The sequence below is a fragment of the Prevotella histicola genome, assembly GCF_055385135.1.
In genome coordinates this window covers 1,499,484-1,525,371 of the sequence record NZ_AP043793.1, presented here as the reverse complement: position 1 = coordinate 1,525,371, position 25,888 = coordinate 1,499,484, and the positions used below count along the sequence as shown (strand labels likewise).

Here is a 25,888-nt window from a genome sequence, read left to right as displayed (position 1 = left end):
CCTTTGAAACGGAGAAAGACAAAAGAATAAAAAGTAAAAGGGCAAGAAGTGATATTTGGAAGATAAAAGAATAGAAGCAAGATATCAATATGAAGAAGGTAAAACAAAGATATTACACTAAGAAAACAGCAGGAAAAGACAACTTTCTTGCTAAAGTTTGTCATTGCCTTTCGGCATCTTTTTCCACAAGTTTCTCACCACTTTACCTTCTAATCCTCTTACTTTTCACTTTCATTTCATGTGCTAGAATGGGTGAACCAGATGGTGGTTGGTATGACGAAACACCTCCAAAGGTCATCGGAGCATCCCCAGCTGAACGCGCAACAGACGTAAACAGCAAGAAAATAAACATCTATTTTGATGAATTTGTCAAGCTTGATAACGCGTCAGAGAAGGTCGTTGTATCGCCACCACAGATAGAAACACCAGAGATAAAGGCACAAGGTAAGCACATATCAGTCACATTATTAGACAAACTAAAGCCCAATACAACCTACACGATAGACTTCTCTGATGCCATATCAGATAACAATGAGGGGAATCCTATGGGTAATTACACCTATAGTTTCTCAACAGGTGACCACATAGACACGCTTGAAGTATCAGGATATGTGCTTGAAGCTGAGAACCTTGAACCCATAAAAGGCATCCTCGTAGGACTCTATAGCAACCAGAGTGACACTGCATTCGAGAAAGAACCAATGCTACGTGTATCACGAACAGATAGCCGTGGACGCTTTGTCATTCGTGGTGTAGCCAAAGGAGACTACCGTATTTATGCCTTACAGGATGCTGATGGCAATTATATGTTTAACCAAAAGAGTGAGAAAATAGCCTTCACGCCGGAGGTCATCATGCCTTCCTGGAAGCCAGACATACGTCAAGACACCCTTTGGACAGACTCTTTGCATATCAAAGACATCAAACAAGTGCCCTACACTCACTTCCTTCCGGATGACGTAACACTCAGTGCATTCACTGAACCACAAACAAATCGATTCTTTTTGAAGTCAGAACGCAAGGATGCTAACCACTTTACACTCTTCTTTAGCTATGGTGATGCTGACCTTCCACAGATAAAAGGACTGAATTTCAACGCCAAAGACGCATTCATTATCGAGCCAAGTCTGAACCAAGACACCATCACTTACTGGCTACGCGATACAGCTCTGGTCAACCAGGATACACTCCATTTCCAAATGACATACAACATGTCGGACAGCTTAGGCAAGCTTATTCCACAGACAGATACGCTTGAAGTACTGGCAAAAACGCCGTATGCCAAACGTATGAAGCACCAGAAAGAGGAGTATGACAAATGGAAAAAAAAGCAAGATAAGGCTAAGGAACGTGGAAGAGCATACGAAACCGAGATGCCTGTGACGCCATTAGAGGTGAGATACGACGTCCCTTCTCAGATGGATCCAGACAAAAATCCAACCATAGAGCTGCCAACTCCTATAGAAAAGATAGACACTGGCAAGATACATCTCTATGAAAAGATAGACTCAATGTGGTATCGAGCCAAATATCAGTTCGGTTCTGAACCGGGCAGACCACGCACCATGAAGCTGGTAAGTACGTGGAACCCAGGGCATGAATACAGCTTTGAGATAGACTCTGCAGCCTTCACAGATATCTATGGGAAGGTGTCTAAGAAATACAAACAGGGAATTAAGATTCCTTCCATGGATGAGTATAGTACGCTCGTCATGACCCTTCAAAACATGGAAGGTAAGAACTGTCTGCTCCAACTGCTCAATGAAAGCGACAAACCAACGAAAGAAACGACGGCAAAAGACGGTAGAGCAACGTTCTATTATGTTAAACCTGGCACGTATTACCTACGCCTTATCGTAGACGAAAACGACAATGGGAAGTGGGATCCGGGTGACTATGCTACACAACGGCAGCCTGAAGCCGTTTATTACTACCCGAAATCCATAGAGTGTAAGGCTAAACGTGACGTACAAGGTACATGGAATCCGCGCCTACTCCCACTCTATTTGCAGAAGCCGGGGGCCATAACAAAGCAGAAAGCTGAGACACAACGCAAGGCTAAAAAGCGTAATATTGAACGTGCACGTAGTCTTGGTATTGAGATGCCAATGAACGTTGAGGAAGTAAAGGTGAAGAAAAAGAAGAAGCATTAGATTACCTTTATGTCATAAAAAATCATATAACAGAAAACAATAGATGCTCTTTTGCATTGTAAAAGACGCCCTTTTGCATGGTAAAAGGGCGTCTTTTGACATGTAAAAGGTGCCCTTTTGAAAGCCAAAAGGGCACCTTTTACTTTGCCATCTATAACCATCTGGGAATCTGAACATTACGAAACTGAAAATTATCAGAATCCTTCTGATTCTTAAAGGCATTGGTAATCTTTTTTGTAAAGGTATTTTGCACACATAAATCCACTTACAAAAGAATTCCCAAACATTAATACTCCATAAACACTTCACCCCTTCATACGAAATGATGTATGAAGGGGTGAAGTGCTTTATCGTTGCATGTACTTCCTTCCTCGCTTGATGACAAGCCCTTTATAATAGGGATCTGTTATCTTCTTTCCATCAATTGTATAAGCAGTAGCTTGCTCTGAACTACCTGAATCCTCAACTGACTCAATGCCTGTAGGGTCATTTGAAGCCGTGAAACCTTCAAATTCAATCTCCTGAGAAGGCAGAATACGGTCACTGACAATCGTCAAACGCTTCGTAGAAGTAGTGACATCAGGAATCTCAACAACCCTCTCCTCCCCTGGTAACAAGTTCTTTAATGACACCGAAGAGCGTTTCTCCCCTATCGTAAGCCATGCATCATAATAAAAAGGCGCCACCCCTTTGTTGGTAATCGTAACCCTTGTAGCACGCCCATTGCTCTCACATTTCTTAATGGCAAACCTATATCCCGTTGCCAATGAGGCTTGCATGAAGCGTGCTGGTTGGGCATATCGTGAGCCAGGGGCGTTATTGGCAAGCATGAAAGTTATGTGATACTTCTTAGCCATATCCTCCCACGTGTGTCCATACATACCCGTCGGGTTCAGAAAATTCTGCTGTTCATTGCGGCTTGAATAAGCTATCTCACCTCCAGCAAAGTCCTTTTTCCACCTATTGTTAGAGGCAATGCGCTGCCATTTCTGCTCACCATATCCATCACCAGAACCAATCTCATGTGTACTCGACATGAAACTATCGTCAAAGAGTCCGAATCCTGCTTGCATCAAGGCAGCATTATTGCCCACGGGAGAGTGGTCTTTACTCGCTGCATCAATGGATATCCCCCACTCTATTCGCCCGTTCAGAACCTTATTTAAGTGCTGAATAAACCGCGTTTGAAAGTCCATATCAGGGAAATTCACACCCAATTTATATTCAGTTCCATAGATATGATATTCCGACCAATGCCCAAATCCCGTCTCTAAGAAAGCCAAACGCCTGTCATGAGCGTACCTTTCAGCAAGATCTGTATAGAATTGTAACGTGAAACGTTTGAGTTCTGCATTCCTCCAATCAGCATAATACGTTGGTCCATCACCGTTCTTATGGAATGTTTCATGGTAATCTCCACGCTTCTTGATGTATTCTGGAACAGCCGTAGAGCCCTTTACAGAGGCATTAACCTCATCATTATCAGGGTTTTCATACCTAACTCGGATAACAGCTTGGTGCTTTCGAGAGGCAATATCATTGAGTAAAGATTCAAAGGGAGCCCAATCATACTGTATCGTTCCGTCCTGTTTACATCCCTTTACCACTTTATTGGGCAACAAATAAGCAAATTCCAGCTGGATAGTCTGACCATATTTACTGTTCAACTGCCGTGCCTGGTCCTTCCAAAGCACCAGTCCTGTCATGGGTTGCACATGTGTTATCCTTCCAGGTACACTCACTTCTTTCCATTCCTGAGCATATATCTGAACAGAAAACAGAGTGAATAATGTCATAAATAATACACTTTTCTTATAGTTTCTCATGTGTACATTCAATGTTTTTATTGTTCATAAATAGTATAGAAGTGGCAAAGATAACAAAAACCCATTACATTCATATGCCAATAAAGTTACTTTTGATTATTATTAAGCATTCTTTCATAGTGTTGTAAATGGTATAGAATTTCCACAAAGACAATTAATAATTTGTGTTTTCATCCTTATTTTTGTACTTTTGTACGTCTTAGAAGATAAGCAAGAAACTACTTTAAAGGAAGCAAAAGATATGGCAAAGGACGATAAGGGAATGACTCCGATGATGAAACAGTTCTTCTCAATGAAAGCACAGCACCCAGATGCGTTAATGCTCTTCCGCTGTGGCGACTTCTATGAGACGTATGCTGAAGATGCCATAGAGGCTGCAAGGATCCTTGGTATTACCCTTACACGCCGTAATAATGGGGGAAACAGTGGCTCAACAGAGATGGCTGGCTTCCCACACCACGCCCTTGACACCTATCTTCCTAAGCTTATCCGTGCCGGAAAGCGCGTAGCTATCTGCGATCAATTGGAGGATCCGAAGAAGAAACGTGAGGCTATAAAAGGCAAAAAGGGACTGACTGCAATGGACAAGATGGTGAAACGAGGGATAACAGAGCTCGTTACACCAGGCGTTGCACTTAGTGACAACGTTCTAAACTACAAGGAAAACAACTTTCTTGCGGCTGTTCACTTCAGTAAAGGGGCTTGTGGGGTCAGCTTTTTAGACATTTCCACAGGCGAATTCTTGACAGGTGAGGGTTCATTCGACTATGTTGAGAAGCTCTTAGGGAACTTTCAACCAAAGGAAGTTCTCTATGATCGGGCGAGAAAACAGGACTTTGAACGTTACTTTGGCTCACGTCTCTGCACGTTCGAGATGGACGATTGGGTGTTTACTGACCAGACTGCACGCCAGAAACTATTGAAACATTTCGGCACAAAGAACCTCAAAGGCTTCGGTGTTGACCATCTATTGAATGGCGTTATTGCGGCTGGTGCCATCATGCAATACCTAGAGTTGACACAGCATACACACATCAATCACATTACGTCTCTTGCTCGTATAGAGGAAGATAAGTATGTGCGTATGGACCGTTTCACCATCCGTTCCTTAGAGTTGATCGCTCCAATGAATGAAGATGGGTCATCATTGCTGAATGTAATTGACAATACTGCCACCCCAATGGGTGGTCGTTTGCTACGCAGATGGATGGTATTTCCATTGAAAGATGTCAAGCCTATCAATGAGAGATTGGATGTTGTAGATTACTTTTTCCGTGAACCTGACTTCCGAGAAGCCATAGATGAGCAGTTCCACCGTATCGGTGACTTAGAGCGTATCATATCAAAAGTTGCCGTGGGGAGGGTCTCTCCACGTGAAGTTGTGCAACTAAAGAATGCCCTAAAGGCCATACAACCCGTGAAAACAGCATGTCTTTATGCCAAGAGTGAGCCTCTTAAACGTATTGGAGAACAACTGAATCTATGTGAATCACTGCGTGACAGAATAGAGAAAGAGATACAACCTGACCCTCCACAGCTTGTCAATAAGGGTGATGTTATAGCCTCTGGATATAACAAAGAGCTGGATGAACTACGCTCTATCCGTGATAATGGCAAGCAATACCTGCTGGAAATACAGGAGAAAGAGGTTGAACAAACGGGTATTACATCACTGAAGATCGGTTTCAATAACGTCTTTGGATATTACTTAGAGGTGCGTAACACCTTTAAAGACAGGGTTCCTGAAGACTGGATTCGCAAGCAAACACTGGCTCAAGCAGAACGTTACATAACGCCAGAGTTGAAAGAATACGAAGAAAAGATACTCGGTGCAGACGAGAAAATACTGGCTATGGAAGGACAACTCTTCATGGAACTGATACAAGACATGCAGGAGTTTATCCCTCAGATACAAATAAATGCCAATCTTATTGCCCACCTTGACTGTCTACTTTCATTCATGAAGGTGTCACAACAGCAACATTACGTGCGCCCAGTGGTAGACGATTCGGAAGTAATAGATATCAAACAGGGGCGGCATGCAGTGATTGAAACACAGCTACCGATAGGAGAACAGTATGTACCGAATGATGTTCTGCTCGACACAGAGAAGCAACAAATCATGATGATAACGGGTCCTAACATGGCTGGTAAGTCGGCTTTACTTCGTCAGACAGCCCTTATCGTCCTTCTGGCACAGATAGGTTGCTTCGTACCAGCAGAACGTGCACGCATCGGAATGGTAGATAAGATCTTCACACGTGTGGGTGCTTCGGATAATATCTCACTGGGTGAATCAACCTTTATGGTAGAGATGACGGAGGCTTCAAACATCCTTAACAACGTCACACCGCGTTCTCTGGTGCTCTTTGATGAGCTGGGAAGAGGCACAAGTACGTATGATGGCATCAGCATAGCATGGGCAATTGTAGAGTATCTACACGAACATCCACGTGCACAGGCACGTACTCTCTTCGCAACACACTACCATGAACTGAACGAAATGGAGAAGAATTTCCCACGAATCAAGAACTATAACGTATCAGTAAAGGAGGTTGAGGGAAAGATTATCTTCCTGCGTAAGCTGGAACAGGGCGGCAGTGAGCATTCATTTGGTATCCATGTAGCTGAAATTGCAGGTATGCCAAGGTCTATTGTGAAGCGTGCAAACGTTATATTAAAGGAACTTGAAGCAGACAATGCACAGGTAGGTGGAGTAGGGAAGGCTGCCGTTGAACATCTTGACAAGAGCAGGGAAGGAGTTCAACTATCCTTCTTCCAACTTGATGACCCCGTTCTTACGCAGATCCGGGATGAGATATTAGGACTCGATGTGAACAATCTTACACCTGTTGAGGCGCTCAATAAGCTGAATGACATTAAGAAAATACTAAAGGGATAAGACCTTATAAGGACACTATTACCCCGTTAATACTTGCAAAGGCTTGATATATCTGCAAGTATTAGCGGGGCTTTCTTTTACAGGAAGGACATGATTATAACAGATAAAGACTGTAAGATGAGAACCAGATGACAAGGATATGAACAACGGTAAAGCATCCTTACAAAAGTGAAAACACAAAGAAGTACTACACATAGGAAAATGAACTTTTTACGACTTTGTAACCTTCTAAAACCCAAACAGTTACAAACAGGCTTTTAAAAGGGCATGTTTTGCGTTGTAAAAGGGCGTCTTTTACACTGCAAAAGGGCATCTTTTACCATGCAAAAGGGCACCTTTTAGAATGCAAAAGACGCCCTTTCAAAAATCAAATAACAATTTATTTTACAATAATAGAGATTTACTTACTCCCCAATCTTCGTATGCTTCATACGCCTAACATCCATTTAAGGGGTACGAATGCCTCTCTGAAGAACCTTCATAAGTACCATACAGGTGGGGATTAGAGTGGCTGAAAGATGGAAAAACGGGCTTATACAAGGCAATAATAGTCTCTCTTACGCCTCTACAACATGGTTATGAGAAGCACACTATCCCATCTATTCAAAGACAAAACCAAAGAAAAAAATAAGGGGACATCAGAGTTTTGAAACTCTAATGTCCCCCGTTTCTATAGCAAAGCCTATGCTTTCTCTATGCGATTCACTCCTTTGTCAGCTCTTCAATCTCCTGAATGATATCCGAATTGATACTCTGCATGCGGAGATAGATCCATATTCCAATGCATGCACCAGCGAGAAGTCCAACTAAACCTCCTACAATTGTCCCCCACATATAGTCTGGAGAAACTAACCCATTAGAGGAACTTGCACCATAATATAACTCCGTAAAGAACCAAGGACTCCATATTGACATACCGATTATGCCTATTAATAAAGATCTTTTGCGTAGCTTCTTCATCCTAACCATCCGTTTTGATGTTGCTATCAAGTCATTGTTCAAGAACTGATCTTTGCTAAATCTGTTGATATAAGCATCGAAAAGGACGTTTACTGTCATGATTATTACGGTGGCAATATAGAGCAACCAAGACATATTAAACTGTTCTCTGAGGGAGAAGAAAGCTACGTAAATATAGGCTAACAAGAAGAATGATACCCATGTATACTTCTTCATGAATGACATCTTATTAAGCATTGACTGCCTGATAAGCTTATCATTGATGAGTTTCTGACCATCTATTTTCTCTTTGAGGATACCCAATTGCTGGCGCATCTCCTCCAATTCATTATTCTTTGTCTCCATTGTTACTTCCTTTCTTTAGTCTTTCCTTAATTCTATAGAGCCTTACTGACACGTTCTTGGTACTGATTCCGACGATTTCTCCAATCTCTTCATAGCTCATATTCTCTAACCAGAGCAGCACGATAGCCCTATCAAAGGGGCCTAACTGGCTGATACGACGATTGAGTTGCTGCACTTGTCGACTGTCTTCATCACTATCCGTAAAAGGATTGATGCTCATTGTGAGTGGAACCGTCTTCCGTTTTCGCTTCTTTCGGTCACATGAGATGCAGGTGTTCAGACTGATGCGATAGATCCATGTACGTATATCGCTATCGCCTCGGAAGTTTTCTAATCCCTTCCAGAGGTTTATCAGCACCTCTTGAAAGAGGTCATTCACCTCATCTTCATCCTTCGAGAACATGTAACACACGGTGTAAATCGTGCTCTTATGTTCTCTCACAATGCGCGAGAAATCATGTTCATTTTGTGGATTGTCCATCTTCTTGATAAATTATTGTTACCCGTTAGACGCAAGGAAGGTATGGATAACTACATGGGAAAGGAACTTTTTTAAAAGTTTTATTGATAAAACAGACCACTTCTATAGGATATTCTTGACAGGAAGGACCACTTCTCCCAGCTCCATCATGGCATTAAAAAGGCTTATCTGCTGGTATTGTGGAATGTCAGATACAAGTATCTCACGCTCCTGAAGTATTCCTTTGTCAAGCAAACTCTGCCGCATCGTACCGGGAAGGAGTGGGGTAGAGGGGGTAAACCATTGCTGCCCGTCATACAATGCGACGTTGGTATAGGAAGTATCTGTGAGGTGATTATCACGAATAATAAGTATTTCGTCACAATCACCCTGCTGTTTTTTTAGCTCATTGAGCATGGATCGGTCCACACTCTTATAAGGATAAGTGATATTATTATCATAAACAAGTCGCAAGGAGAGAATCTTCTTGCGTGTATAGGGTGTACAAGTAAGGTCATGTATGCCCGCTTCGTCATAAACAAAACGTAGCTTTGAGCACTCCAAAGGTAGTTCTTCGGGACTCCAGACATCAGTTATTTTTAACCAATCAGTCTTTCCCCACACTTTCTTTCGCGTACGGTTCATCCGTTCCTCATGGTAAGTGAGGTTAAAGATACGCCCATCTTTAACTCTTATAGTCTCAATAAATTGGCACATAAACCTTCTCAATCACTTCTTTATATTCGTCATCATTATTGCTTTGTGCCGTTATTCCACCTCCAGCTTTATAGAAGAAGTGCCCCGCATCATCGGTATCAATGAAGCGAATCATCACTGCACTGTCCAAACAACCTTTACTATAACAACCCATAACACCCGTATAGAAGCCTCTTTCATAGCCCTCAGCCTCATGAATTATCTCTACTGTACGAGGCTTAGGAGCACCCGTTATTGAGCCAGCAGGGAGTAAACGGAAGAGAAGTGTACCGATATTCTCACGATAATCAGTAGGGAGTTGTCCAGTAATCTCCGAACTTGTCTGAAGAATTTCTCCTTTATTTGTCGTCAGATGGTCCACGTAACGATAACGTTTTACCCTTACGTGATCCGCAATCATACTGAGATCATTGCGTATAAGGTCAACGATTGTTGCATGCTCTGCCGCTTCTTTCTTGTTATCCATCAACTCTTTCTCTGCGTTTGGACGTGTTGCATCAATCGTTCCCTTCATGGGATAGGAGCTGATCTCACCTTGTTCGGTGATGCGAACGAATATCTCTGGTGAGAAACAGACGAACTTTTCCTTCATCCAACACCGATATAAAGCCTTCGAACGCATGAAGATATCATGCAAAGAGAGGTTTGTTTGTATCGGAACCTTGCATGTTAGATTGGCTAAATAGCTATCACCTTCCCTCTCCCGACGCTTTACAAGGGTTATTTCTCGCTCATATTCTTCCCTTGTTAGTGGTTGTGTGTGCCACTCAACAGGTACTTTTGAATAAGTTTCATCCGTCGGTACGTTGCTCATCGTAGGGAAAGCATACAACAATTCATGCGGATCGACAGCTGAAGTCTCCTCCACATACGCTCCATCTCCTTTGTAATTAATGATAAAAATAAAGTCTTTTTCCTCTTTAGCCAGCGTGTTCATGCGCTGGATTGCGTGTTTCTGATTGTATAAAATCATATGTGTGTTTGCTTTAAGAAGCATCAGATGCGGCAGAGAAGCACATCTGTACGTCCCTGCTTCGTGTTATTATTCATCAAGGGAGAAGATCTCTTGTGTTTCAAAAACCCCACTTTTCCCACTCTTTGCAAGGCTAACCATGCTCTTTGCAAGTGTCTCTGTCTTCATAGGACGCTGACTCATGAAGAGTCCAAAACGGTTGAAGAACTGCAAAACAGCCACAGCTATCTTCTCATTCAGCCGCGTTGAACCCTTCCGAATGAGTGATGGTGGACGTAAAATGGATATCTGTTGGAATGGTAACTGGTTGATTGCACGCTCCAATTTACCCTTCATTTGTGTATAAAAGAAAAGAGAATCAGGGTTTGCCATTGCTGAAGAAACAAGTATATAAGCCTTAACACCCTGCTCAACAGCCGTCTTTGCAAACTGATATTGGTATGTATAATCCACAGTATACTGTGCATCCTTTGATCCTGCAGCCCTTCTTGATGTCCCCATACAGGAGAATACGACGTCTCCCTGTACGAGTAACCGCCAATTATCAGGGTGATCGAAGTCTACAACATGCACTTTTACTTTCTCGTTCTTTATATTCGGGTCTCTTCTTACGAAGATATTGATCTCTTCAAAGCTATCATCATGGATGAGCAACTGTACCAAATCTCTTCCAACAGCACCCGTTGCTCCTATTATTAATGCTCTCATTGTTCAATTACAATCTTTAAGTGATTCCACTCTTTGTCTGTTTTTTGCTCTATACGGTATCTGTTTTGGTATACAAGTTCTAATCTATGGTGCATATTTTCCAGCTCAACACCCACCCCATCCTGGTCATTTTGTTTCTTCATATAGTTGCTATTGTCACAAAGGAAGACTATTTTTCCTTCACTATCAGTCAAGGAAATGTGAATAAAAGAAGGGCGTTCCGTACTTATACCACACCTGAAAGCATTCTCAATGGGTGTAAGGAAGAGCAGAGGAGCAATGCGTCTCTGTGAATTACGGATGTCAAAAAGCGTCTTTATCTCTACGTTTGGATTGCAACGTAGCGCCATTAGCTTGATATAATTCTGTATAAACTTCACCTCATCAGCAAGTAATACCTCCTCAACCTCCGTCTCATAAAGGGCATAACGCAGTATTTCAGACAGGTCGCCAATAGCATTCTGTGCCCGTTGGGGGGCTATTTGCGTGAGAGAAGAGATGTTATTGAGTGTATTAAAGAGGAAATGAGGGTTCAATTGGTTCCTTAACCATGCTAATTCTGCCTCAGTTGTTCGTTGCTTCTGCTCTCTTATGTAGCGCAGGTGTCTGCTTCTATTGATATAATAGTGCATCAGAATTGCCGCAACTATCATGGCATAATTCAGCAACAACCATATAACCCCAGACTGATAGAACTCTAATCCCAAGCTGGTTCCAAGAGAATACTCCTTATGATGGGATATAATATAACAGTTCCATAGAAGAACAATTATGAGATTAATACCCCAGAAGAATCCTTTCTTCAGTTTATCATGATGAAGATAGAGCTTGGGAACAAGGAGATAGAAGTTAACCATGAACTCTACTAGCAGCAGAAAAAGCACCGTAGCATTAACTCTTATAGAGTCAATGGCTATATTCGTGTCATGTTCAAGGAGTATTGTAACCATCGCCCATATAGCCACAAACATGGCATATATAGCAATCTGTGCTCCAAAGATGGACAGATTGAGATGGTTAAAGCAGTGCTTCTTGATGTTTTCAGCTAACTTCATACTGCAAAGATAGTCTTTTCAGGGGAAAGATACAAGGTTTATTTCTATTTTATATTTGATTTTAAAAGTTACAGATGCACTTTGTTAACTATTATATAAGCCGCATATTATCAGTATTTTATATGAATTGACAACTATATTTTAGCATGTTAAGAAACTCTACAAGACAAGTGATACAAGCGTATGAAGCCATTGACTTGAGAACATAAAGTTGCGGATTGTAACATAAAAGGATGTGGACTGAATAGTCTTAAATCGTCCTATTTTTTCTTTTAATGCTATGAAATGACAAATAGGAGGCTATGTATGACTACTGAATAGTAAAGAGATTACAACACAGAAATATCCTTACAGATTCTCAATAGTCCATTGATTGCTTTTCAAAGAAATGCTCCGTTTTTGCCATTTGTAACCACCAGTGACACAAGAGGTTACAGATAGGCTTTCAAAAGGGCATGTTTTGCGTTGTAAAAGGGCGTCTTTTACACATCAAAAGGGCACCTTTTACAATGCAAAAGGTGCCCTTTTAGAATGCGAAAGATGGTCTTTTATTTTGCAGATAGAACTTATCTTTACAAACTACACGCTATACTGCATTTCAGATGACCGTTTTCTTATTTTCTGTTGTTACTTTATTGCTTTCCCTGCTGGTCTGCTTTGATGAGTGCAAGAAGGTGTTCAACAGCCTCTTCTTCAGGTATATTGTGCTCAACACACACCTGTTTGCGATAAAGACTCACCTTGTTTGGTCCGGCACCAACGTACCCATAGTCGGCATCAGCCATCTCTCCCGGTCCGTTAACGATACATCCCATGATGCCAACCTTCAATCCCGTCATGCCTTTTGTTGCTTCTTTGATGCGCGCAATGGTGGTTCGGAGATCATAAAGGGTACGACCACAGCCCGGACAAGAGATGTATTCAGTCTTTACCATGCGCAGTCTGCCTGCCTGAAGAATAGCAAATGCGGTCTGTTCAACGTCTTCTAGTGCTATGTCCCCATTGTTCATGAGCCACAATCCATCTGTCAGTCCGTCCATCATCAGCGCTCCCATGTCGGCAGCAGCCTCTAATTGTAACTGCTCTTTAGGACTAATCACCTTGAAAGTGTTGGTATCTGACGATGAATGTTGATACATCTGTGCAAAGACAACAGGGTTCTTCACACCAGCAATCATCAGCTGATGAACCAAAGCACGTTGGTCTCCAAGTCGGTTTTGATGGCTTGTCATACAAACAACAACCACCTCGGGGTGGGTCTTCAGACATGCCAAGAACTCTTCAGAAGGTGTTCCATACTTCAGAACGAGGAACTTCACATCGGCTTTCAACAAACTAATGAAAGGCATTCCAGTAACAGGGAAGATGGGATAAACACCATCTAAAACCCGTTTACCACTATTGGCAAGCTCCATATAAGCATCATAATCGAGGATATACTTCTGATTCTTTGCCAACTTCTCTGGTAACTCACCCTGCACATAGATGTAATCAGGCTTCGGAAGTTCGGGCGATGAGACATCAACAGCCGCATGTTCAGCCTTACGAGTAGCAATCACTACGGGAACATTATCACCACCTATATTACCAGCAGCAACTGTTTCGCGTCGCTTAGGATGAAGGTAATCAAAGTCAGGTGCCTGCTCTGCTGGTATGAGAAGGTGCTTCTCATGACTCCGGATATACCATGTAAGGTATTTAGCAACGGGGATTTCACATTCAGGTTCCTCACTTAAAGACACGCGAATGGTGTCACCAATACCGTCAGCAAGCAATGCTCCGATGCCGACAGCACTCTTGATACGTCCGTCTTCACCTTCTCCAGCCTCTGTAACACCCAGATGTAGCGGGTAATGCATCCCCTCTTTATCCATCTCAGCTACCAATAGGCGCACTGATTGTACCATAACAACGGTGTTGGATGACTTGATGGAGATGACAATATCATTGAATTGATACTTCCGGAAGATACGTAAGAACTCCATACAGCTCTCCACAATACCCTCAGGAGTATCACCATAACGATTGCGAATACGGTCAGAGAGACTGCCATGGTTCACTCCTATGCGCACAGCAGTGTGGTTTTCCTTGCATATATTGATGAAAGGAACAAGCCGATCTTCTATCTTTTGCAGTTCCTGAGCATACTCTTCATCCGTATATTCCAGCTTCTTAAAGGTGCGGGCAGGGTCAACATAGTTGCCAGGATTGATGCGAACCTTCTCTGCATAGAGTGCTGCTACATCGGCAACATTGGCATTGAAGTGTACGTCAGCACACAGTGGTGCCATGTATCCATCAGCACGTAGTTGCGCATTTATATTCTTTAGGTTCTCAGCCTCACGCTTTCCTTGTGTCGTAAGGCGCACAAGTTCTCCTCCAGCATCAATGATTCTCTCAGCCTGTGCTACACTTCCTGCAGTGTCATCCGTGGACGTTGTGGTCATTGATTGTACCCGAACAGGGTTGTCTCCACCAATATCAAGTGCACCAACATGCGTTACAGAGGTCTTCCTTCTTTGGAAATTAAATAAATCTATCATTGTTTCTTGAGTGATAATGAATGCTTCTCTGCCATTTCTTCACTACAGAATACTGCAGGAAATGACAAAGATGATTAAATGAAAAAAGGCAGGAAAGGCAATAGTAAGCCTTCCCTGCCACGGAACTATAGGCTCTCTCTGCCCGGACTAGGGCTTCTGAGAACAAATCTAACACTTAAACTTATAGTCCTTTATATCTGCTAATTCCTTGTTAGCCTTCTCTATTTTAGCACCAAGAGAGGCTTTCCAGTTATCTACTTTACGAGCAATAGCTTCATCACCAAGCGCCATCATCTCTGCAGCAAGCACTGCAGCGTTCTGTGCACCATTGACTCCTACAGTGGCAACAGGTATGCCTGGAGGCATCTGAATGATGGAAAGCATAGCGTCAAGACCATCAAGCATACCCTTGATGGGTACCCCTATGACTGGCAAAGAGGTGGATGCAGCAATCACACCAGGCAAAGCTGCAGCCATACCAGCGCCTGCAATAATGACTTTTATACCCCTTCCTTTGGCTTCTTTAGCAAAGGTTTCAACGGCATCTGGCGTTCTATGAGCAGAAAGAGCATTCACTTCGAAAGGAATTTCCTGCTGTTCTAACCACTTACAAGCCTTCTCCATTACTGGTAAATCGCTTGTTGAACCCATGATAATACTTACTAATGGCTTCATATCTATATCGTATTATGTGAATATTTCTTTGTTTCTAATATTTGTCAAGGCCTTGTGTTCAATCTGAAACAGTACCTTTTATCTGTTTATTTCTTTGTCTTTACCGTCTATTGTTAGGTCATTTCCTTTATACAAACAGCTCTTTTCAGGCTAAACAATGATGATTATGAGGAACGAACTGACGAGTCCAAGGAAGAAACCTGCCGTCACTTGCTCCAAAGAATGTTGCCTAAGAATCATCCTACTAGACCCTACTAAGCCCGAAACAACAATCGTCAGGCATAGCCACCACATCGGATTGAAATTGAATAACAATGAGAAAGCTATCAAAGAGCCCGTCACTCCACCTATAGCAGCAGTGTGTGTAGATATCTTCCACCATACATTGATAACTGCACAGAGTATCTGTATGATCAGAGCTACCATGAGAATGGATGTCAACATGTGAGGTAAATGAAGCAGACTCATGATATAATAGCACGTGAAATAGCAAAGAATGGACAGCACATAAGGTACCATTCGTCTCTCACGTTGCCCTAATTGGATAGGAGTCCAGCCATGATATTGGCGATAAAGATGGATAAGTAGGGTAGGAATAAGCACTGTAAAGGCATAAACAAGCAATACATACGACAGTTTTGCTTGCCATGGGAACATGCTAAGATAGCTGAATGTGAAGATAGCAAGTATCCCCACAACAGGCAGATAGAATGGTGTGAGGGTCATACTCACTATTCTTGCCGTTAAAATGATGTCCTTTTCCTTCATCTTCTTATTCCTTTCTCAGCCTTGCAACAGGTAGTCCGAGTTGTTCACGATACTTGGCTACGGTGCGACGAGCTATCGGAAATCCCTTCTTCTTCATCACTTTGGCAAGTGCATCATCACTCAATGGCTTGCTCTTGTCCTCCTTTTGTATAACTTCTTTTAGTGCAACTTTGATCTTTCGGGTTGACATTTCCTCGCCATCTTCCGTAGTATAGCTATCAGAAAAGAAGAAACGAAGAGGGAATGTGCCCCAACGTGTCTGCGCATACTTGATGTTACTCACACGAGAAATGGTCGATATGTCAAGCCCTGTACGATCTGCTATATCCTTAAGAATCATCGGTTTGAGGTCAGCTTCATCTCCATCTTGGAAGAATTTACGCTGAATATCGATGATAGCCTTCATCGTTACCTGCAGTGTATGGCGTCTTTGCTTCACCGCTTCGATGAATCCTTGTGCCTTATCAACCTTCTCTTTCGCATAAAGCAGTGCTTCTTTTGCCTGCCTATTCATGCCAGCTTTGTTCTCTTTGTAGGCTGCGAGCATGTCATTAAAGGCTGGTGAGACATGCAATTCGGGCAGATTACCATGGTTAAGACTGAACGTTACCGTGCCATTATCATCTGTTTCAACGATAAAATCAGGTGTTATCTGTTGCACATTGCGCCCTTGTGTTTCACCCATTGACGCTCCCGGCTTTGGATTTAGCTTACGAATCTCACGTTGAAGGGCCTCAACTTGTGCATCCGTCAGGGACAATGAAGCTTGAATCTTTGTCCAATGCTTCTTTGTAAAGGCGTCAAAATAATGCGTAAGGATGGTATGTATGTACTTATAGAACTGTCCATCACGATCCCATTCACCGTTCTCCACCTTACGTTCTACCTGTAACAGCAAACATTCCTGCAGACTTCTTGCCCCTATTCCAGCAGGATCAAAGTCCTGAAGAATCTTCAAAACATCCTCCAACTCCTTTGTTGTAGCATCAATGCCATGATAGATTGCTAACTCATCACTGATACTTTCAAGGTCTTTACGCAACAGTCCGTCATCATCTAAACTACCAATAAGATACTCCAGTATCTCTTTTTGACGTTCGGTAAGCACTCTTTCGCCCACTTGTTCATTGAGTTTATCAATGAAAGAGGTCGTATCTCCGTAGACAATCTCCTCATAATCGGCGTTATTATGCTGTTGTCTGGCGTCGTAAGTGGGCAGATCATCATCCGAACGCATACGTTCTAAGGCAGAATCAAGCGCATCCTGACGCTCTTCGCGCTCCTTTTGCGTATCAAAGTCATCTTCTGTAGACTCTGGTGTGTCGTTTGTGTTTATGTCATCTGCCTCTTCTCCGCCTGCTTCCAACGCTGGATTATCATCCAATTCAGCATTGACGCTCTCTTCAAGTTCGGTCAGTGGCATCTCCAACAGCTTCACTTGCAACATCTGTTGTTGTGAAAGACGCTGCACTTGTTGTTGCTTTTGGGTCTGAATCTGTATTTGTTCCTGTGCCATTGTTTACCTGAATTACGCTACAAAAGTAGTAAAAAAAACAAAGATAATCATCTGAAATACTCCTTTAATTGTGCTGCAAAGGATGAAAGTTTCTCTGGATTATCATTCCCATAGCGGTCCCATATCTCCTGACAAGGCAATAAAAGCGATGAAATCATAAGGTCATCACGGTTCAGATAAGGGTCACAGAACTGGAATACATCCATTACTTCAACCACCAACTGTGGCTTTATCTTCATCAGTTTGGCTAAATCCTGCACTTCAGGTGTCTCTTCTGCCATTGTGATGGGGGTCAATCGGAAGTAGAGGTCAAGTATCATGACCAACATAATGGGCTTCAGATCAGGATAATCTGCCATTGGTGAGAAGTCACGCTCAAAGGTTTCTTTAACCTGAACACCATCATAGAACTTCTTTGGTTGGCCAAATCCCTCCATGGAACGCAGCTTCTTTGCATCTTTGTTCAGCTTTCTTGGATTCCCAGCATAGGTATCCCAGATGAGTTCTATGATGGGTGTATCACGATGACGCAGCTTAAATTGCTGTTCATAGAGATTCTTTGGTGGTATATGAAGTTCCAAACTAAGGTCGACCAAAGCACGTGAATACAGTGCTTTCATACCCTCTGGCTTCTTCAGATAGAGCTGAAGAAGCAGTAACCAGTAATCGTCAGACCATAAAGGATGCGTTGCCATAAGTCAAAAAGGTGTATCTTTGTTCCTCGCAAAGATACACCTTTTTAAGATAATAAGCAAATAATTATTGGTTGGTAACGTCAGATTATTTCTTCTTACTGCCTACTAAGTCATCATTTTCAATACTTCTCGCAGCCTTCTTGACACTTGCTCTCAGCTTACCAAACTTCCATGAGAGACCGATTTTAAAGCATTGAGGTTTCATAACAGCACGTTCATAACCAGTATAATCGCCTTGTACAATACGATAAGTAGTTGATCTTTCTTTGATGAAAGGTGATTCTGCTGATAAAGATACTGTCAACTTATCCTTGAAAAAGCGGCGTGTCAAAGTGAAATAATAGTAGAACCAACGTCCTTCAATGGCATACGGATCGTAAACCCTGTTGCCATATTCACCTCCAAGACTGGTTGTCAAGGTTAATTTCCAAGGTATTTTCTGCTCCCAATCAAAGTAGATACCACCACCGCAGCCACTGTTCTTGATATAAGGAGTGGGCAAGGTGATTCGGGCATAACGCATCGAAGCGTTGAGTGTAAACGATGTTCCGGTGAAAGGAGTCCATGCTGTGTAGGATGAAATACCGAAAATTTTGCTTTTCAGAATGTTCTGAAAGGTAGAAACATCTTTACGATTCTGTTCATACAAGATACGACCTATACCATTGTTGGTAAATGAATAATAGGGACTTAACTGCAAAGTAAGTTTTGAAGTAACCAACATATATTCAAGTTGTAGCTTTTGGTTGCGACTGCTTCCTAAGTTTGCATTACCGAAAGAGACCGCCGTTGGCGTGCTAATGATGGCTGGATTGAGATATCCGATGCCGGGTCTGTTGATGCTGGTATTATAGCTAAACTTCAATGTCTGCCCATCACTAATCTTGTATTGTAGGCTTGCTGATGGTACCCAGTCATTGAGATTAGCATGGTAATCGACATTACTACCATCGGGATAGGATGCTTTCATGCGGGTAAATTCATATCTCAAACCTGCACGAGCAGCCCATTTGCCAGCGGTGAGGATATATGAGAGGTAAGCAGCTGCTACTTGTGCCTTATGCTTGAACTTACTTTCCATGTCAGGTGTAGTCCCTTGATAGTCCATTAATGACGTACTATTGTTGTTGCGAAGAATATATTTCGTTCCGCTTTCTATCTTGTGGTGTTTTCCAAAGGGGCGTACATAGTCAATCTGGAAGGTGTGTTCCGTGAAGCGTTCACGGGTGTTTTGGTCGTAACTTGTATAGCTGACAGGGAAGTTTACCATATTGCTATATGTCTGACGGAAAGTAGTTTGCGGTCGTGTGGCAGCTAACATATAAGAGAGTGTAAGCACTTCTCCATCTAAATGGGTCTTGTGTTGATAATCAAAACGTCCTCCAAGATTAAGATCAGAGTAGCCTGGGGTAGTCATATTATTGTCGAATTTGTAAATCAACAGGCTGTTCTTGTCCCACCGTTCATTCGTGTTCTGTGTGTTAGCATCGGCTTTATAGCCGAAGAAATTGGCTGATGCGGTCATCAGGTTGAGTGAGTCAATCTCGTAACTGGCACTGATATTGCCGAAATGTATTGTTGCTGCAGTGCTGTTAGTCCCATATTCACGTTTTTGTTCGCCCGTCTTTACGTAGTTGTAGGCTTCCTCTCTATAATTTTCTGTCTGTTTCTTGTTCTGGTTTGCATAGTTATAATTGACAGTTGTCGTAAGTTTTCCCACCTTTGTGGTCAGATAAGTACCAAGTCTTACAGAGCCATAAGAGTCAATTTTCGAGTTTACATTGCCAGACACTCCTTGTAGTTTCGAACTACTCATCATGACGATGTTGAGGATCGCCGTAGTCCCTTCTGCATCATACTTGGCACCGGGGTCGGTGATAACTTCAATCCTTTTGATCGTAGAAGCAGGTATTGCCTTGAGAATATCCTTAAGGTTCTGTCCTGAAAGACTTGGATCAGGGTGTCCGTTCTTGTATACCTTGAAACTTGTAGAGCCTTGAACTCTGATATTTTCTTGTCCGTCAACGGTGACAAGGGGTATTTTCTTGAGTATTTCTAAGGTCGTCTTCGTCTGTGCAGTCTTGTCATGTTGCACATCATAGGTAAGCTTATCAATATCATTTTTGATAAGTTTGCGTCGTTGTGCCACAACAACTTCATCAAGTGTCTGCCCTTTCAGAGTGTCAGCAGGTTCTGTTTTTTGAGCATAAAGGGTTGTCATCGTAAAACAGACAACTATGGAAAGCAATGTTTTCTTTTGCATGGTAACGTTTGTTATGTGCTTAATCATATTATGATTGCAAATATAGTGTTTTTTTTATATTGATGTTTTAATTCTGAAACTTTTTTTTAATTATTGCTTACTAATTTGTTTTTTTTCCTTTACCAACCCCTTCTTACGGCATTTTCAGCAACCTTTCATCTTTCAATGGCTGAGCGATTGAGTTTTATAAACACGACTATAATTTATGATAAAATAGACTATTTATTAGAAGCAGCCTTATTTTTTGCATTGTATCAGTCACCCTTTTACTTAAGAAAGGACAGCAGTTTGGAAAACAGAAGAGAAGAAGAAATGTAATAATAAATCATAGTCTCCAAATCAATACATGCCCTTTTGCATTCTAAAAGGTGCTCTTTTGCACTTCAAAAGGGCATCTTTTACCATTCAAAAGGGCATCTTTTGCAACGTAAAAGACGCCCTTTTACGAGCCTATCTATAAGTGTTTGATTTTCTGGATGTTACAAACCCGTTTTTTAACGATTATCCCTTCATCTGCGATCGGAGGCTGATGAATATTTGTAAGGACTTTTCTTAATCACACTTTCCAGCCCTAATTATAGGAGAGAAAGCATGCTTCAACGCCTCAAATACAGTCTCATAGCCAGTCAACTGACATGACCGAGAGCAAGAAAGCACATCTTTCACAATCATACCGTCGGTTTCCTGCGCTTTTATTACCATTTTACTGCTTTTAGATGGGAAACTTTTTGTAATTTTGCACATTATAAATTAGAAACAACATGGAATACAACTTCAGAGACATCGAGAAGAAATGGCAACAGAAGTGGGTTGAAAACAAAACCTACAAGGTTGTGGAAGACAAGAATAAGCAGAAATTCTATGTACTCAACATGTTCCCTTATCCATCAGGAGCGGGCCTTCATGTGGGTCATCCATTGGGTTATATAGCCAGCGATATCTATGCTCGCTACAAACGATTGAAAGGTTTCAACGTCCTGAACCCTATGGGTTATGATGCTTATGGACTGCCAGCAGAACAGTATGCCATACAAACTGGACAGCATCCAGAGGTGACGACGAAGAAGAACATTGCTCGTTATCGTGAACAGTTGGACAAGATTGGCTTCTCATTCGACTGGGATCGTGAGGTACGCACCTGTGATCCACATTATTACCATTGGACACAATGGGCGTTCGAGCACATGTTCAATTCCTATTATGACAACCGTCTGCAGAAAGCACAGCCTATATCAGAACTCATTCGGCACTTTGAAGAGGAGGGAACACTCGACCTTGACGTTGCACAAGGTGAGGAATTGATGTTCTCAGCACGTGACTGGATGAGCATGGATGAGCAGGAACAACAGGAAAAGCTGATGAATTACCGTATTGCTTACTTAGGTGAGACGATGGTAAACTGGTGTCCTGGACTCGGAACGGTGCTTGCCAATGATGAAGTTGTAAACGGTGTGAGTGAGCGTGGAGGCTATCCCGTCGTTCAGAAACTCATGAAGCAGTGGTGTCTACGTGTCTCTGCATATGCTCAACGGCTGCTTGACGGCTTGGAAACCATCAACTGGTCAGACTCTATTAAGGAGACACAGAAGAACTGGATAGGCAGATCGGAAGGTACGGAAGTAGTATTTAAGAGCCTGACTCCTGATGCTAACGGAGAGAAAGAAGGACATTTCACCATCTTCACAACACGTGCTGACACCATGTTCGGAGTCAGTTTCATGGTTCTTGCACCTGAATCTGAACTTGTTCCTGAGCTTACCTCTGCCGCACAGAAGGCTGAAGTAGACGAATACTTAGAATATGTGAAGAAGCGTACGGAGCTTGAACGCATGTCTGACCGCAAGGTAACGGGTGTCTTCTCAGGCTCTTATGCCATCAATCCGTTCACGGGTGAGCGTATTCCAATATGGATATCAGAGTATGTACTGGCTGGTTATGGCACTGGAGCTATCATGGCAGTACCTGCTCATGACAGTCGTGACTATGCTTTTGCCAAGCATTTCAACTTGCCAATCATACCGTTGATTGAAGGGGCAGACGTCTCTGAGGAGAGCTTTGATGCCAAGGAAGGCATCGTAACCAACTCACCTGCTGCAGGAAAAGAGAGCCTTGACGGTTTCTCTCTGAATGGTCTGACCATCAAAGAGGCTATTGCTGCCACGAAGAAGTTCGTTACGGAGAAAGGAATCGGTCGTGTTAAGGTGAACTACAGACTGCGTGATGCCATCTTCTCACGCCAACGTTATTGGGGCGAACCATTCCCTGTTTACTATAAGAACGGTATGCCTTATATGGTCCCAGAGGAGTGTTTGCCATTGGAGTTGCCAGAGATTGACAAGTATGAGCCTACCGAAACGGGTGAACCTCCATTGGGTCGGGCTAAGATATGGGCTTGGAACGAAGCCGAACGCAAGGTTGTTGACAAGTCATTGGTCGACGATAAGAATGTATTCCCATTGGAATTGAATACGATGCCAGGCTTTGCTGGTAGTTCAGCATACTACCTTCGCTATATGGATCCACACAATGACGAGGCACTTGTAGGCAAAGAAGCCGATGAATATTGGCAGAATGTTGACCTGTATGTCGGTGGTACGGAGCATGCTACGGGCCATTTGATCTACAGTCGCTTCTGGAATAAGTTCCTCTTCGACATCAATTGTAGCTGTAAGGACGAACCATTTGAGAAACTTATCAACCAAGGAATGATTCAAGGACGCTCAAACTTCGTCTATCGTGTGAACTCTGACGACCATTCTAAGGCCCCTGTCTTCGTCAGTCTAGGCTTAAAGGATCAGTACGAGACCACTCCTATCCATGTTGATGTGAACATTGTTCATGCTGATATGCTTGATATTGAGGCTTTCAAGGCATGGCGTCCTGAATACAAAGATGCTGAATTCATCCTTGAAGATGGAGCTTATAAGTGTGGATGGGCAGTAGAGAAGATGTCGAAATCAATGTTCAATGTTGTCAATCCTGACGATATCGTTGAGCAATATGGTGCCGATACGCTACGTCTTTATGAGATGTTCCTGGGTCCAGTAGAGGCAAGTAAGCCTTGGGATACCAATGGTATTGACGGCTGTTTCCGCTTCTTGAAGAAGTTCTGGAAGCTTTATCAGCAGGAGAATCTTGATGATGCAGAACCATCAAAGGACTCTTTGAAGAGCATACACAAGCTGATTAAGAAAGTAACAGGCGACATTGAGCAGTTCTCTTACAACACTGCTATCTCTGCTTTCATGATCTGTGTGAACGAACTTGGACAGCAGAAGTGCACCAATCGTGAGCTATTGAAGAAGATGATAGTACTCATTGCACCTTTTGCACCACATATGGCAGAGGAACTTTGGGAACAGATGGGCGGACAAGGCAGCGTTTGTGATGCTGAATGGCCAGCTTGGGAAGAGTCTTATCTTGTGGAGAATGAAGTGCAACTGACCGTCTCTTTCAATGGTAAAGCACGCTTCCAGATGACTTTCCCAGCTGATGCTACGAAGGAAGATATAGAAAAAGCAGCCCTAGCAGACGAACGTAGCCAGCACTATATCGACGGTAAAACAATCGTAAAGATCATTGTTGTGCCGAAGAAGATTATCAATATCGTCTGCAAATAACTATAATTCATACAATGAGAATGTATCGAAAAACCTCGATACATTCTCTATTACCACGACAAATCTATGACTATCGACCAACAAATCATCCGTTCAGAGGCTAAGGATTATTTCTTCCTTACCATCGGTTTGCTGATTTATGCAGCAGCCTTTACCATCTTTCTAATGCCTTATCAGATTGTTACGGGCGGCGTAACAGGTATGGCGGCTATCGTTTTCTATGCAACAGGCTTCAAAATAGAGAATACTTACATGATCATCAACATCTCTTTGTTGATCGTTGCATTGAAGATTCTGGGCTTTAAGTTCATGATGAAGACTATCTATGCTATCTTTGCGCTTTACTTTATGCTGATGTTTGCACAGGATCTGATGCCTGTTGATGCTCATGGACACTTCGTTAAGGTACTTGGAGAAGGTCAAGACTTCATGTCATTGATCATTGGCTGCAGCTTGACAGGTACTGGATTGGCTGTCGTTTTCCTTAATAATGGTAGTACGGGAGGTACAGATATCATCGCAGCCTGTGTCAATAAATATCGTGATATATCGCTCGGACAAGTACTGATGGGCGTTGATATCTTAATCGTTGGTAGCTGTTTGTTCTTCCCACAGTTTGGTACTGTCATCGAAAGGTTGCACAAAATGGTCTTTGGATACTGTACTATGTTCATAGAATGTTTCATGTTAGACCACGTAATGAACATGCGGCGCGAGTCAGTTCAGTTCATGATATTCTCTTGGAAACATGAGGAAGTGGCTAAAGCTATCGTAGATGAGACAGAACATGCACTGACAATACTCGACGGACATGGGTGGTATACGGGCAATGACATGAAGGTTATCTGTCTATTAGCGAAGAGAAACGAGAGTAAAACCATCTTCCGACTCATCAAAATGGTTGACCCGACAGCCTTCGTGAGCCAGAGTTCAGTCATAGGAGTGTATGGTGAAGGCTTTGATCAGATAAAGATTAAAGCAAAAAAGGAAAAGAAAAAGAAGCAAGAGGAGCTGCGAGAGAGAATTGAAGCAGCTATAGAAGAGAAAAAATAAACTGTGCTTTGACATGAAAATAGTATTTGCAACAAATAACAAACACAAGTTAGAAGAGATAAAGGAGATACTTGGTAAGGACTTCGAGATAGTCTCTTTGGCTGAAATAGGTTGTCACGAGGATATCCCAGAGACTGGTTTGACACTAGAAGAGAATGCCCGACAGAAGTCGACTTATATTGTTGAACATTATCATCACGACTGTTTCGCTGACGATACGGGGCTGGAAGTAGATGCGCTCGGTGGTGAACCTGGTGTCCATTCGGCACGTTATGCGGAAGGGATCGACCATGACAGCGAGGCGAATATGCGTAAACTTCTATCAAAATTAGAAGGTAAAACCAATCGAAAGGCCCGTTTCCGTACGGTTATCTCTCTGATAATAGATGGTAAGGAACATCAGTTTGAGGGTAAAGTAGAGGGGCATATCGCTACAGAAAAGCATGGAACAGAAGGTTTTGGATATGATCCTGTCTTCATTCCAGAGGGCTATGACAAGAGTTTTGCCGAACTCGGAGAGGAAATAAAGAACCAGATTTCACACCGAGCAAGGGCTGTAAAGAAGCTGGCAGAATACTTTGGAAAGATAAAAGGATAAAAGAATAAAAAGCGTAAAGCCTCCCTTGGAAAGGTAAAAGGATAGAAAGGTGGAAAGG

At 42.5% G+C, this 25,888-nt stretch carries 19 protein-coding genes; 5 read left to right on the top strand and 14 right to left on the bottom strand.

Annotated elements, in window-relative coordinates; genetic code table 11:
- Positions 1-89 precede the first annotated feature (89 nt).
- Positions 90-2,153, top strand: a complete 2,064-nt coding sequence (locus tag ACZ48L_RS06215) for an Ig-like domain-containing protein (RefSeq protein WP_025791282.1) — start codon at positions 90-92, stop codon at positions 2,151-2,153.
- Positions 2,154-2,500: 347 nt separating this feature from the next.
- Here ACZ48L_RS06215 and ACZ48L_RS06210 read toward each other — a convergent pair whose 3' ends face one another.
- Positions 2,501-3,949, bottom strand: coding sequence for a hypothetical protein (locus tag ACZ48L_RS06210; protein ID WP_052341937.1), 1,449 nt, complete (start codon positions 3,947-3,949; stop codon positions 2,501-2,503).
- Positions 3,950-4,220: 271 nt separating this feature from the next.
- Between ACZ48L_RS06210 and mutS the strand changes: the two genes are divergently transcribed.
- The gene (gene mutS, locus ACZ48L_RS06205; RefSeq protein WP_025791279.1) at positions 4,221-6,881 is read left to right on the top strand and encodes a DNA mismatch repair protein MutS; all 2,661 of its coding nucleotides are present in this window, start codon (positions 4,221-4,223) and stop codon (positions 6,879-6,881) included.
- 702 nt (positions 6,882-7,583) lie between these two features.
- Here the strand turns inward: mutS and ACZ48L_RS06200 are convergent.
- The 13 genes from ACZ48L_RS06200 to ACZ48L_RS06140 form a co-directional block, all read right to left on the bottom strand.
- Positions 7,584-8,186 (bottom strand): hypothetical protein, encoded by a 603-nt coding sequence (locus tag ACZ48L_RS06200; RefSeq protein ID WP_025791277.1) that lies wholly within the window; start codon positions 8,184-8,186, stop codon positions 7,584-7,586.
- Entirely contained in the window at positions 8,170-8,667 is a 498-nt protein-coding gene (locus ACZ48L_RS06195) for an RNA polymerase sigma factor (RefSeq protein WP_025791276.1), read from the bottom strand. The genes ACZ48L_RS06200 and ACZ48L_RS06195 overlap by 17 nt, the downstream gene beginning before the upstream one ends.
- A 102-nt stretch (positions 8,668-8,769) precedes the next feature.
- On the bottom strand, positions 8,770-9,363 hold the full coding sequence (locus tag ACZ48L_RS06190) for an aminotransferase class IV (RefSeq protein ID WP_025791274.1): 594 nt from the start codon (positions 9,361-9,363) through the stop codon (positions 8,770-8,772).
- Entirely contained in the window at positions 9,347-10,336 is a 990-nt protein-coding gene (locus ACZ48L_RS06185) for an aminodeoxychorismate synthase component I (RefSeq protein WP_025791273.1), read from the bottom strand. Before ACZ48L_RS06185 ends, ACZ48L_RS06190 begins: the two co-directional genes overlap by 17 nt.
- Positions 10,337-10,405: 69 nt before the next feature.
- Positions 10,406-11,044, bottom strand: coding sequence for an NAD(P)H-binding protein (locus ACZ48L_RS06180; protein ID WP_025791272.1), 639 nt, complete (start codon positions 11,042-11,044; stop codon positions 10,406-10,408).
- Positions 11,041-12,099, bottom strand: coding sequence for a sensor histidine kinase (locus ACZ48L_RS06175; RefSeq protein WP_008823433.1), 1,059 nt, complete (start codon positions 12,097-12,099; stop codon positions 11,041-11,043). The genes ACZ48L_RS06180 and ACZ48L_RS06175 overlap by 4 nt, the downstream gene beginning before the upstream one ends.
- Positions 12,100-12,731: 632 nt before the next feature.
- Positions 12,732-14,642, bottom strand: a complete 1,911-nt coding sequence (locus tag ACZ48L_RS06170; RefSeq protein ID WP_464721968.1) for a 4-hydroxy-3-methylbut-2-en-1-yl diphosphate synthase — start codon at positions 14,640-14,642, stop codon at positions 12,732-12,734.
- 168 nt (positions 14,643-14,810) lie between these two features.
- Positions 14,811-15,317, bottom strand: coding sequence for a 5-(carboxyamino)imidazole ribonucleotide mutase (purE, locus tag ACZ48L_RS06165; protein ID WP_008823431.1), 507 nt, complete (start codon positions 15,315-15,317; stop codon positions 14,811-14,813).
- Between the two features lie 150 nt (positions 15,318-15,467).
- Positions 15,468-16,085: a phosphatase PAP2 family protein gene (locus tag ACZ48L_RS06160; protein ID WP_008823430.1), complete on the bottom strand. Its 618-nt coding sequence runs from the start codon at positions 16,083-16,085 to the stop codon at positions 15,468-15,470.
- A gap of 4 nt (positions 16,086-16,089) precedes the next feature.
- Positions 16,090-17,601 carry an RNA polymerase factor sigma-54 gene (gene rpoN, locus ACZ48L_RS06155; protein ID WP_219491164.1) on the bottom strand — a complete coding sequence of 504 codons (1,512 nt, stop codon included), beginning with the start codon at positions 17,599-17,601 and terminating at the stop codon, positions 16,090-16,092.
- 47 nt (positions 17,602-17,648) lie between these two features.
- On the bottom strand, positions 17,649-18,296 hold the full coding sequence (locus ACZ48L_RS06150; RefSeq protein ID WP_025791271.1) for a hypothetical protein: 648 nt from the start codon (positions 18,294-18,296) through the stop codon (positions 17,649-17,651).
- 85 nt (positions 18,297-18,381) lie between these two features.
- Positions 18,382-20,586 carry a TonB-dependent receptor domain-containing protein gene (locus ACZ48L_RS06145; RefSeq protein WP_464721967.1) on the bottom strand — a complete coding sequence of 735 codons (2,205 nt, stop codon included), beginning with the start codon at positions 20,584-20,586 and terminating at the stop codon, positions 18,382-18,384.
- Positions 20,587-21,111: 525 nt separating this feature from the next.
- Positions 21,112-21,261 carry a hypothetical protein gene (locus ACZ48L_RS06140; RefSeq protein ID WP_159102209.1) on the bottom strand — a complete coding sequence of 50 codons (150 nt, stop codon included), beginning with the start codon at positions 21,259-21,261 and terminating at the stop codon, positions 21,112-21,114.
- 59 nt (positions 21,262-21,320) lie between these two features.
- Between ACZ48L_RS06140 and leuS the strand changes: the two genes are divergently transcribed.
- The 3 genes from leuS (at position 21,321) to ACZ48L_RS06125 (ending at position 25,830) form a co-directional block, all read left to right on the top strand.
- Entirely contained in the window at positions 21,321-24,179 is a 2,859-nt protein-coding gene (gene leuS, locus ACZ48L_RS06135; RefSeq protein WP_025791267.1) for a leucine--tRNA ligase, read from the top strand.
- A 66-nt stretch (positions 24,180-24,245) separates the two neighbouring features.
- Positions 24,246-25,232 carry a YitT family protein gene (locus tag ACZ48L_RS06130; protein WP_377455498.1) on the top strand — a complete coding sequence of 329 codons (987 nt, stop codon included), beginning with the start codon at positions 24,246-24,248 and terminating at the stop codon, positions 25,230-25,232.
- Between the two features lie 13 nt (positions 25,233-25,245).
- On the top strand, positions 25,246-25,830 hold the full coding sequence (locus ACZ48L_RS06125; protein WP_025791266.1) for a non-canonical purine NTP diphosphatase: 585 nt from the start codon (positions 25,246-25,248) through the stop codon (positions 25,828-25,830).
- The last annotated feature ends 58 nt before the right edge of the window (positions 25,831-25,888 follow it).